An 8,252-nucleotide genomic window follows, 5' to 3' on the forward strand; every position below is an offset into this window, starting at 1 on the left:
AGCTGGTGCATGCCGGTCTGGTTACTATCTTCGATGTGTCTGAGGACGAGCAGGGAAATCCCTACATCGTTATGGAGTACGTGGACGGAGAGACGCTGGAGGAGGCGCTCACGCCGCGCTTCGGCAAGCAGTTGCTGAACCTGAGTCAACGGTTGGATGTGGCCATTGAAATTGCACATGCCGTGGACTATGCCCATTGCCGGGGCATCATTCATCGCGACCTGAAGCCGTCCAACGTGCTGCTGACCGCCGATCTGCATACCAAGGTGGTGGACTTCGGCATCGCTCGCCTGGTTGATCTGAATCGTGCGGAGTTGAATTATATTGATGGGCAGGCGCAGGCCAGTGAAGGTGACAGCGGCGTGCCGGGCACGCCCGAGTTTGTGGCTCCTGAACTGTTGCATGGCATGGCTGCGGCGCGATCCAGCGACATCTTTTCTCTCGGTGTGACGCTCTACTGGATTTTCACCGGGGACCTGCCATTTTCGGGGCGCTCTGTTACCGAGATTATCTACAACGGGGCGCATAATCAGCCAGCTCCCGTCCGCCAGCTTAATTGGGCTCTCCCATCGGAACTGGATGCCGTGCTCCGCCGCTGCCTGGCGAAGGATCCCGGCGCGCGTTACCGCTCGGCGGGCGAGTTGGCCGCGGACCTTCAGGTGTTGCGCTACGCGCACAATACGCAGGCACCCAGTGGCTTGGCAAATGACGCTCAGTTGCCCCGCGCGCTGGCTGGATGATTCAAGCTTCCTCCATCCACCTTTCGTGAAATCCACTAAGAAGCTGTGGCATCATCGCTCATTTCGCGTGGCAGTGGTTTTGCAATCAGGGCCGCCGGCATCTCAAAGTCTTTCTCCGTGTCCGCAGCGTGGCCCGTGGCGCCGTCCTCTTGGGGGCGCTGTTGGCGGCCTTGAGACTCACGAAAATATCTGGCGAAAATATCTGGAATTGCGCATCGCAATTTTTACTGAACAGAGTCACAATATCCATGACCGTTCCATTGCGTTTTCGCAGGAGGCAAATCCGCTTATGATTGCCGCCGTTCTCGCCGTCATTCTTTCCGTTGCCATCGCCGCGCCAGCTCTGGCCGCTAGTTTGCCTGCGGAGCGCGAGGAGTATCTGTTGTCGCAGATGCAGGCGCAGGGAGTGCCTCGCGAACAAGCCGAGGCGCTGCTTTCCGACAACCGCGTGGAAGTGTTTCCGCCTCGCGTGGTCGCGGCACGCGATATTGATTGGGACAAGATTATCGCCGGGCTGGTGGCGCCCGCCTCGGTTCGCCAGGGCGTGGACTTCGTGGCGCGCTATGGTCATACGCTCGATGCCGCCGAGGCGCAATATGGCGTTGCGGAGGAAATCATCGTGGGCCTGTTGCGCATGGAGAGCAACTTCGGGCGCAACACCGGCAACTACGTGGTCTTCAATGTGTTCTATACGCTGATGGTCCAGCGCGAGGAAGAGCGCCGCTGGAAATTTGCCGCGGACAATCTGGCCGCGCTGGCGGCCTATTGCCAGAGGCGCGGCGGCGATTGCTTTGCCGTGAAGGGTTCCTACGGAGGTGCGCTCGGCGCCGCGCAATTTCTGCCGTTCTCGGTGATGCAGTGGGGAGCGGACGGCGATGGTGATCAGATTATTAATCCTTTCCTGATGGAAGATGCCATCCACAGCGCGGCAAACTTTCTGGTGAAGCACGGCTGGCATGACGATGCGACCGCCGCGCTGGGCAAGTACTACGGCCAGACCGTCGGTTATCCACGCGCGATCGAGTCCTACGCGGAGGCGTTGCGCACGGCCCTGGGCCGCGCGCCGCTTGCCGACACAGTTTCGGCACCTGCTCCGAACTAATCCCCCTGATTGCTGATGGCGTAGCCGAGCCGCGACCGCGAGGGTGCGGTGGCGGACTACCTGCGAATCAAGCGCACCCGCTCATTTGCGAGCGTGGCTTTGTTTGCTCTAAACTGAATGTGAACAGGGCATTGACTGCCAGTCCTAGTACTCTTGACCTCCCCCCAATCGAGACGATTGATCTATTGGCCAACTATTGCCGATGTCATAGATTGGTCATGTGGGCAGCAGCAAACTGAGGCGGCCGTAAATGGCAGGAGTGATTATGGCGAATGAAAGACAGCAATCCGGCAAGCTTCATGCAACTCTTAATGAGATGAAGCGGATGATTGAAGAGGAGCGCGGGGCAGCCGAGTTAATGACCCGGCAACTGGCCAATCATCGCGATCAGAAATTCGCTTTCTCGGCCAACCGTCCCAATTTCGTCGAGGTGGAGTTGGCGGAGGCCAAGAAGCAGATCGCCGAGCAGAAGACCACCACCGAAAAATGGATTCAGCAGATCACCGCCGAGCGCGACGCCGGTCGTGCCCGTCTGCGTGAGGCGGAAGAAAGTGTGCTGCGTCTACAGGAGGAGATTCAGGTTACTCGCTCCCACCACCTGCGGGATCGGGAGGCCGCCGAAGGCTTGATCCAGCAGATGTACACGGAAACTCAGGCTCACGCTGGCACCGAGTCCCCATCCTATGCCGAAGCGATGAAGCAGATGGATGCGGAACTGCTTGCCATCCGCGAGCAACTGCAACTACAGGAGCAGGTCGCGGAAGAGAAGATTCTGGAATTGGCCGCGGAGCGCGACGACTATCTGCAAAAGGCTGAGGCCGCTGCCGCGCGCGCGACGGAGACCGCCGACCGGCTGAACGAAGCGCAAGTGGTCATCGATGCCGTAGGCGCCGAGCGCGACGCCGCGCAGGCTCAATATGCGGAAGTGGAGGCGCGCACGCAGTCGCTGGAGCAGGATTTCACCACGGCCTATGAGCAGTTCCGCGAGCAGCGCGAAACGGCGCTGGAAGTGATTCGCAAGCTGGAAGCGGAGAGCGAAGGCTCGCAGGACCGCATGATGGAGCTGGAGGCTCAATCGCAGGAATTGGCCACCAAACTGATCGCCGCCAAGTCGCAACTGAGCAAGCACATTCGCCAAGCCGACGACACCAAAGAGATTCGTATTGCCATGCTGGACGCCGTCATGGACATGCAGACGAAGGGCCAAAAAGTGTTGGATCTGATGCAGGCCTGGAGCGCCAAAGCTTCGCCGGCCGGCGATGCCGCCGAGACCTCCGAATTGATCTCCGATGCGGTTTCCGCGTAACCCTGAATTCGGCCCAGTTAACCGACCCGAATATTTCAGTATGTAGCATTTACGCCCAGTAGGTGCGGTCGAGCGAGCGGTATTGAATCGCTTCGGCGATGTGCTTGGTGGCGATCTGCACCGCGCCATCGAGGTCGGCCACGGTGCGCGCGACTTTCAGGATGCGGTCATGTGCGCGGGCGCTCAAGCCCATGCGGGTCATGGCGGTTTCCAGCATCTGCTCGCAGGCGGTGTCGAGTGCGCAGTGGGTGCGGATCAGGCGCGGCGTCATCTGCGCGTTCGAGTAAATCTTAGCGGCAGCGAAGCGGTCCTGCTGTATCTGCCGGGCCACCTCCACGCGGCCGCGAATGGTCGCGGAACTTTCCACCGCCAAATCCGAGCGCAACTCCTTATACTTTACAGCCGGCACATCAATGTGGATATCGATGCGGTCCAGCAGCGGCCCGGAGATTTTCGAGACGTAGCGCTGGATTATCGGCGGCGTGCATGTGCATTCATGCGAAGAGTCGTTGAAGTAGCCGCAGGGACAGGGGTTCATCGCCGCGGCCAGCATAAACGTGGCGGGAAAGGTGAGCGACATAGCCGCGCGTGAGATGGTAACGCGACCGTCTTCAAGCGGCTGACGCATGACCTCCAGCACGTTGCGCGGAAACTCCGGCAGCTCATCGAGAAACAGCACGCCGTTGTGTGCGAGCGAGACTTCACCGGGGCGGGGAATCATGCCGCCGCCAATCAATCCGGCGTCAGAGATGGTATGATGCGGCGCGCGAAAGGGCCGCTGGCTGACCAGCCCCTGCGCGGGATCGAGCAGGCCGCAGACGGAGTGGATCTTGGTGGTCTGGATGGCTTCTTCAAAGCTGAGGCGCGGCAGCACCGTCGCCAGCCGCTTGGCCAGCATGGTCTTGCCCGAGCCGGGCGGGCCGATCATCAGGATGTTGTGTCCGCCGGCGGCGGCCACTTCCAGGGCGCGTTTGGTGGCGTTCTGGCCGCGCACGTCGCGGAAATCATGGCCAGTCAGACTGTCCTGCTCGAGTTCGTCGCCCGCAGCGCGTGGCAAGGGCTGGAAGTGCATCGGTGCGCGCAGCAGGTCGATAGCCTCCGGCAGACTCTTTAACGCGAAGACGTTCACGCCTTCCACGGACGCCGCCTCGCGCCCATTCGCGGCGGGCACCACGAGGTTGGGGATGCCCAGCTCGCGCGCCTTGCTGGCGATGGACAGCGCGCCGCGCACAGGCCGCAACATGCCGTCCAGCGATAGCTCGCCGAGAAACAGGTAGCTCGATAGATCGGCGTTGGGCATCTCCTGCATCCCGGCCAGCACGCCCAGCGCGATGGGCAGATCAAAGCCCGAGCCTTCCTTCTTCATGTCGGCGGGAGCGAGGTTCACGGTTACGTTTTGCGCGGGGAAGTTATAGCCGCAGTTGCGCAGCGCTGCGCGGATGCGGTCGGAACTCTCTTTGACAGCGGTGTCGGGCAGGCCCACGGTGGTGAAGTGATAATCGGAGCGCCCGGGATTCAGGTCGACCTCGACCTCGACCAAATAAGCGTCAATCCCAAAGACCGCCGCGCTGAGTATCCTGTGCATGACTGAGTGTCGCTCCGCTAGGGTGAAGGGCGCATTATGGCACTCTCAGTTGAGCAGGCGCAAGCGCAAGCACGTTTGAGGAATTAAAAAGGATTGACCCTGCGGAGGAAGCCGCCCTTCTTCATCTCAATGTTCAGCAGGAAGTTTTCTCCCGCTTCGATGGTTACGTCGCGGTTCTGCCCGGAGTATCCCTCCAGCTCGACGCGGACCTTATGATAGCCGGGAGTCAACTCCACATTGGCGGGAGTGCGCTGGGCTATCTCCTGGTTGTTCACCGTAATACTTGCTCCGGGCGGGGTGGAGCGAATTTGCACCGTGCCGGTGATTCGTGCCGGTGGCGGCGGTGGTGGTGGCATCGTCTGCGCCGGTTGCCGAAGCGCGGGTGCCCCCGTGGTCACGCCTGTGGTCCCGTCCGGGGCCGCGCCGGACGATGCAGAGGAACCCGGCAAAGGTGGCGATGAGGATTGTCGCATTTTCCAGAAACCGATGCTCGCCACTAGCACAAGTCCGGCGGCCACCGCTGTCGCAGTCTGCCATTTTAGACCGCTAGTTAGCACGACGGGCTGGAGACTCGCTTGTGGCGCAAGCGTTGATTGAGTCGCTTGCGTGCGCGAGTCGCCCACTGCAAGCGTTGCGGTGGTCATTGTGGGCATCGGTTTCGCCGCGACGCTGGCGATCGCTGAACGGACGGTTGTCCCATGAGATAATTCCGCCGTCGTGCCGCTATGGAAAGCGCTGTTTTCCGCGTGGCACTGCTCCAGCGCGGCGTGCAGTTCATTACACGATTGAAAGCGGTCAAAGGGCTGCTTCTCAATGGCCTTCATGACCACCGCGCTCAGTGCGAGCGGCACCTGCGGGATCACCTGATGGGGACTGGTGGGGCTTAACGTGAGGACTTGGAACATCACTGCGCTGATGTTGTCGCCGTTAAATGGCCGTACTCCAGTGAGGCACTCATAAAGAACGATTCCCAGAGAGAAAATATCCGACCGCGAATCGGCGGGCTCGCCGCGAATCACTTCCGGCGGCAGATAGGCGGGAGTGCCCAGCATCTGACCCGTCGCGGTGAATCCAGAGCTGGCCAGCCGCGCTACGCCAAAATCCATGATCTTGACCACGCTTCCGGCCACGCCGGCGGCGATCATGATGTTGGCTGGCTTGATATCACGATGTACGATGCCCTGCCCATGCGCGTGCGCCAGGCCAGCGGCGATTTGTTGCCCAATGGAAATTGCCTGAGCGAAATTGACCGGCCCGCTGGCTAGAACCTCGGAGAGCGACTGGCCTTCGACCAACTCCATCGCGATATAGAGGACGCCCTGTTCCTCGCCCGCATCAAAAATGGTTACGATATTAGGATGCGCCAGCCGGCCCGCGGCCTGCGCTTCGCGCTGGAAGCGTCCGCGCATCTCGGGATTGCCGGAGTCAAAGGGGATGGTCTTGATGGCCAGGCGGCGGCCTATGTTGGGATCATGCGCGCGATAGACCTGACCCATCGCGCCGCGGCCCAATTCACCTTCAATTATGTAGCGGCCAATCTTTTCGGGAATCATGAAGGGTCGGAACCTAACCCCCTGAGTGATCTGCTGTCATGCCAAGGCCGCACGCTACTGGTAAGGGGAAGGCCGTGTAGCGCAGTCTGAGTATAACATCCTGGATGGGATTGGAATTGGCCTGAGCGATAGTGTGACGCATCACTAAACTGCCGGCTTTCCTCCCCAAACTCTGGTGAGAGTTCACAGGCTGATATAATCACAACGCGGCGAAGTTGGACCGAAGATTCACTGAGAGGGAAGCACATGCAGGCCAGCGAGTCGGCCATTGTGACCATCATCATCCCGGCGTGGCGGCGGGCCGACTTGCTGCGCGAATGCTTGCGCTCGATCGAGCAGCAGAGCGAGCGGCGGTTCCGCGTTACTGTGGTCTCCAACGGTGGCGGCGCGGCAGTAGAAGATGTTGCGAGGGAGTTTGGCTGCGGGTTAATCATGCTCCCGGAGAACCGAGGATTCGCCGTCGGAGTGAATGCCGGACTGAGAACGGCGGCGACGCCCAATGTGGCCGTGCTGAACGACGACGTGAAGTTGCACGCTGATTGGCTGAAACACTTGGTCCATTGGCTGGAAACGCATCCGGAAAGTTCATTCTGCGCGGGTAAGATACTCTCTGGGGATGGGGAGCGAATCGACAACGCGGGCGATGCCGTGGCGCGGTGCGGTGCGGCTTGGCGGCTGGGACAAGGCGGGCACGTGAAGCAACCATACGTTATGGCCGAGCATGCCCACCCTTTGCTGGCCGCCAGTTGGACCGCGGTCTTGCTGCGCCGCGCAGTAATCGAGCAGGTGGGTTTGCTTGATGAAGCCTTTGTCTCCTACCTGGAAGATGTGAACTACGCTCTGCGCTGCGTGCGTGCCGGAGCGCGCGGCGATTATCTGCCACAGGCCATCGCATACCATCATGGCGGAGCCAGTTCCGGAGGAGCGGAATCGCCCTATGTTTTCCGGCAGATAACTCGCAATCAACTGCTGCTGCTGGCCAAGGACATGCCTGGATCATTGCTTTTGCGCAATGCGCCACGAATTGTCTGGGGGCAATTCTTGTGGATGCTGATGGGGGCGCGCAAAGGGTTGTTGATGGCATGGGCATCGGGCGTGGCGCGATTTATCGCCGCCTTGCCCGGCGCTCTCCGTAACAGATTGCGCTGGGAGCCAGCGGCTGCGCAAAATCTACAGCGCTGGATGATGGCGGGCGACGCGGCCATCTACGCCGACCAATTCGGTGCGCAGCGCCCCGCGCCGGATACCTTCTGGCGATGGTATTTTGCGGTATTCCGCCCGCCAGTTGCAGCGGCAAGTTCCACGCCAGACGCCGAGTCGCGGCGAATCTCTGAATCTTCGACAAGACCTTTATGATCTCCGTCATCATCGTTACCTACAGCTCGGCGGCGCACATTGCTCGATGCCTGGAATCGCTGGCGCCGACGGACGCCGAATTGATCGTGGTTGATAACGCGTCGCGGGATGGCACGGTCGACGCGGTCCGCAAATTTCCCCGCGTGAAACTGATAGAGCCTGGGGCCAACCTAGGGTTTGCGGGGGGATGCAATTTCGGGGCGCGGCAATCCAACGGGGAATTTCTGCTCTTCCTGAACCCGGATACTGCACTGCGCTCATCACTTGCTCCGATGGAGCGCGCACTTCAGAATAATCCCAACTGCGTAGCCGTTGGCGCGCAACTGGTGGATGCCTCCGGTCGTCCGCAACGCGGATTTCAGGTACGGCGATTTCCATCGACCACCGCGCTGGTCTTCGAGATGCTTCTGATTAACCGGCTACTTCCCAACAATCCCGTCAACCGCAGGTACCGCTCTTGGGACATGGACCCGACACAGCCAGCCAACGTGGACCAGCCCGCCGGAGCGGCGCTCATGGTCCAGCGATCTGCCTTTGAAGCCGTGGGCGGGTTCGACGAACGCTTCTATCCATTGTGGTTTGAAGACGTGGATCTCTGTCTGCGGCTGAA

At 60.6% G+C, this 8,252-nt stretch carries 7 protein-coding genes; 5 read left to right on the forward strand and 2 right to left on the reverse strand.

The genetic code is table 11. The annotated features are described in order from the left end of the window. Positions 1-2: 2 nt before the first annotated feature. The 3 genes from EXQ56_14360 (at position 3) to EXQ56_14370 (ending at position 3,148) form a co-directional block, all read left to right on the forward strand. Complete coding sequence (locus EXQ56_14360; protein ID MSO21605.1) at positions 3-740, forward strand: serine/threonine protein kinase; 738 nt, start codon at positions 3-5, stop codon at positions 738-740. Next, positions 580-1,842, forward strand: coding sequence for a lytic murein transglycosylase (locus EXQ56_14365; protein ID MSO21606.1), 1,263 nt, complete (start codon positions 580-582; stop codon positions 1,840-1,842). The genes EXQ56_14360 and EXQ56_14365 overlap by 161 nt, the downstream gene beginning before the upstream one ends. A 265-nt stretch (positions 1,843-2,107) precedes the next feature. After that, on the forward strand, positions 2,108-3,148 hold the full coding sequence (locus tag EXQ56_14370; GenBank protein ID MSO21607.1) for a hypothetical protein: 1,041 nt from the start codon (positions 2,108-2,110) through the stop codon (positions 3,146-3,148). 49 nt (positions 3,149-3,197) lie between these two features. Here the strand turns inward: EXQ56_14370 and EXQ56_14375 are convergent, their stop codons facing one another. Together EXQ56_14375 and EXQ56_14380 are read right to left on the reverse strand one after the other, a co-directional pair. Next, on the reverse strand, positions 3,198-4,733 hold the full coding sequence (locus EXQ56_14375; GenBank protein ID MSO21608.1) for an ATP-binding protein: 1,536 nt from the start codon (positions 4,731-4,733) through the stop codon (positions 3,198-3,200). 83 nt (positions 4,734-4,816) lie between these two features. Further along, the gene (locus EXQ56_14380; protein ID MSO21609.1) at positions 4,817-6,286 is read right to left on the reverse strand and encodes a PEGA domain-containing protein; all 1,470 of its coding nucleotides are present in this window, start codon (positions 6,284-6,286) and stop codon (positions 4,817-4,819) included. 246 nt (positions 6,287-6,532) lie between these two features. Between EXQ56_14380 and EXQ56_14385 the strand changes: the two genes are divergently transcribed. Both EXQ56_14385 and EXQ56_14390 read left to right on the forward strand, forming a co-directional pair. Continuing rightward, on the forward strand, positions 6,533-7,642 hold the full coding sequence (locus EXQ56_14385; protein ID MSO21610.1) for a glycosyltransferase: 1,110 nt from the start codon (positions 6,533-6,535) through the stop codon (positions 7,640-7,642). Then, on the forward strand, positions 7,639-8,252 hold a 614-nt coding region (locus EXQ56_14390), incomplete at its 3' end, for a glycosyltransferase family 2 protein (GenBank protein ID MSO21611.1). The genes EXQ56_14385 and EXQ56_14390, both read left to right, overlap by 4 nt.

It is taken from the genome of Acidobacteriota bacterium (genome assembly GCA_009691245.1).
GTDB lineage: Bacteria > Acidobacteriota > Terriglobia > 2-12-FULL-54-10 > 2-12-FULL-54-10 > SHUM01.